This is a genomic window from Acinetobacter sp., assembly GCF_049284435.1.
Lineage (GTDB): Bacteria > Pseudomonadota > Gammaproteobacteria > Pseudomonadales > Moraxellaceae > Acinetobacter.
In genome coordinates, this window is record NZ_JBAPXX010000125.1 from 1 (window position 1) to 2,034 (window position 2,034).

The window sequence follows — 2,034 nt, forward strand, 5'->3', positions numbered from 1 at the left end:
AGTCCAGATAGTTTTCTTCTTTTTCCAGGATTTCCTGAACCAGATCGCGGGTCACATAATCCATTTGGGTTTCAGCCAGTGCGACAGCTTTCTGGATAGCTTCGATATTTTCTTTAACTTTACGCACATCACAATGCAGCACTTCTTGAGTATGCTGACCAATATACAGTTTGCCCAAATTCTGTAAATTCGGCAAACCTTCCAAAAATAAAATACGTTCAATAATTTTATCGGCATGTTTCATTTGAACAATGGATTCTTTATATTCTGCCGAGCCCAGTTTCTCAATGCCCCAGTCATTAAACATGCGCGAATGCAAGAAATACTGGTTAATCGCGGTTAGGTGGTGATACAACACCTGATTGAGCTGATTAATCACATCACGATTGCCTTTCATTACATCACTCCATTTGGACCTGTTTTATCTTTCTAAGAAAGTGCTCTAATCCTGATAGTAAAGCAAGTCAGGGGCAAATGGCGAGTAATTTATCAAATCAAACGTAAAACCTCGTCTTCAAGGCAGGGTTATAAATAAGTGACCTAAGCCATACGACATGAAATGTCGTTTCAAGTTAACATTTTTAACTTTGGATATTCTATTCGTTATTTTCATTGATAAAATAATCGCATGAAAACACTTAAATTACGCATTAAAGATAAACATTTCAATATATTAGAGCAATTAGCATCTGAAGTGAATTTCGTCTGGAATTATGTCAATGATTTAAGCTTTAAACACCTTAAAAGAAAAGGTGAATTTCTCAGTGCTTACGATATTGCTAAATATACGAAAGGTACATCTAGGCTTTGTGGGTTGCATAGTCAAACCATTCAAGCTGTTACCGAAGAATTAGTCATACGCAGAAAGCAATTCAAGAAGACCAAACTAAGATGGCGGGTCAGTCATAAGAAATCAGCCAGAAGATCACTAGGTTGGATACCCTTCAAGAAAGTAGCAATCAAGTATGCTAATGGCCATATCCAGTATGGCAAGCATCAGTTTAAAATATGGGATAGCTATGGACTGTCAAATTACAGTATCAAGACTGGTTCATTTGTCGAGGATGCGCGTGGCCGTTGGTATGTCTGTTTAGTTGTGAATAGCCCTGAAATTGAGAAATCGATTGCGACTAATTTGATTGGGATTGATCTGGGCTTAAAGGATATAGCCACTTGTTCGGATGGTACAATAATTTCAAATCCCAAGTTCTACCGTCAATATGAACAGAAATTAGGGATTGCTCAACGAGCTAAAAATAGAAAACGGGTCCGTGCATTACACGCCAAGATTGCAAACTGTCGTAAAGACCATTTGCACAAAGCAAGTACGATGCTTATAAAGAAAAATGCACTAATTGTTGTAGGCGATCTGAGTGCGAAAAAACTGGTGAAAACCAAGATGGCCAAGTCTGTTTTGGATACTGGATTTTCAGCATTCAAGACCATGCTCAAGTATAAATGCGAGAACGCAGGAGTATGGTTTGAAGAAGTTAATGAAAGTTTCACAACCCAAATGTGTTCGTGCTGTGGTGAGGTCACTGCAAGCAGTCCGAAAGGTAGAGCAGATTTGCGAATAAGAGTATGGGAATGTGAAAACTGTTCAAGTGTTCTGGATCGGGACTTGAACAGTGCTAAGAACATACTTGCGCTTGGGCATAAGCGTCTCGCAGGAGAAATCAGCTCTATTTAGAGAGGTGAGGATGTCAAGGAACAGCAAATGAAAATCGCAATCGACTCGATCCAAGCTTTGATCAACGGCAATAAAAACCCGCCAGAGTCAGAGGCGGAGGAATGACCAAAGATCATTGTTTTTTCATTATGCTTATAGGGATAAATCTTTCTAAATTTATGCTGCAACGGCCAGCCGTGCTGCAATTTGTGAAACTTCATCACTGATGATCATACGAGCTTCTGGTGCACAGCGGCCACAGCAAGTCCCCAAGTCCAACATATCGCGAACATCACGATAACTTTCAGCGCCATTTGCAATAGCATCTTTAATGTCTTGATCTGTAATGCCACGGCATAAACAAA

3 protein-coding genes are annotated in these 2,034 nt (G+C 39.6%); 1 reads left to right on the forward strand and 2 read right to left on the reverse strand.

Annotation, left to right across the window (positions count from 1 at the left end; genetic code table 11):
• A partial coding sequence (gene bfr, locus WAK81_RS10980; protein ID WP_422196839.1) for a heteropolymeric bacterioferritin subunit Bfr occupies nucleotides 1-397 on the reverse strand: 397 nt, incomplete at its 3' end.
• 231 nt (nucleotides 398-628) lie between these two features.
• Here bfr and WAK81_RS10985 point away from each other — a divergent pair.
• The gene (locus WAK81_RS10985; protein WP_422196840.1) at nucleotides 629-1,690 is read left to right on the forward strand and encodes an RNA-guided endonuclease InsQ/TnpB family protein; all 1,062 of its coding nucleotides are present in this window, start codon (nucleotides 629-631) and stop codon (nucleotides 1,688-1,690) included.
• Nucleotides 1,691-1,846: 156 nt separating this feature from the next.
• Here the strand turns inward: WAK81_RS10985 and WAK81_RS10990 are convergent.
• On the reverse strand, nucleotides 1,847-2,034 hold a 188-nt coding region (locus WAK81_RS10990), incomplete at its 5' end, for a (2Fe-2S)-binding protein (RefSeq protein ID WP_422196841.1).

What these genes read in the sequence shown, in the direction of transcription:
- WAK81_RS10985 (WP_422196840.1), top strand. Translation starts at nt 629, where the DNA reads ATGAAAACACTTAAATTACGCATTAAAGATAAACATTTCAATATATTA.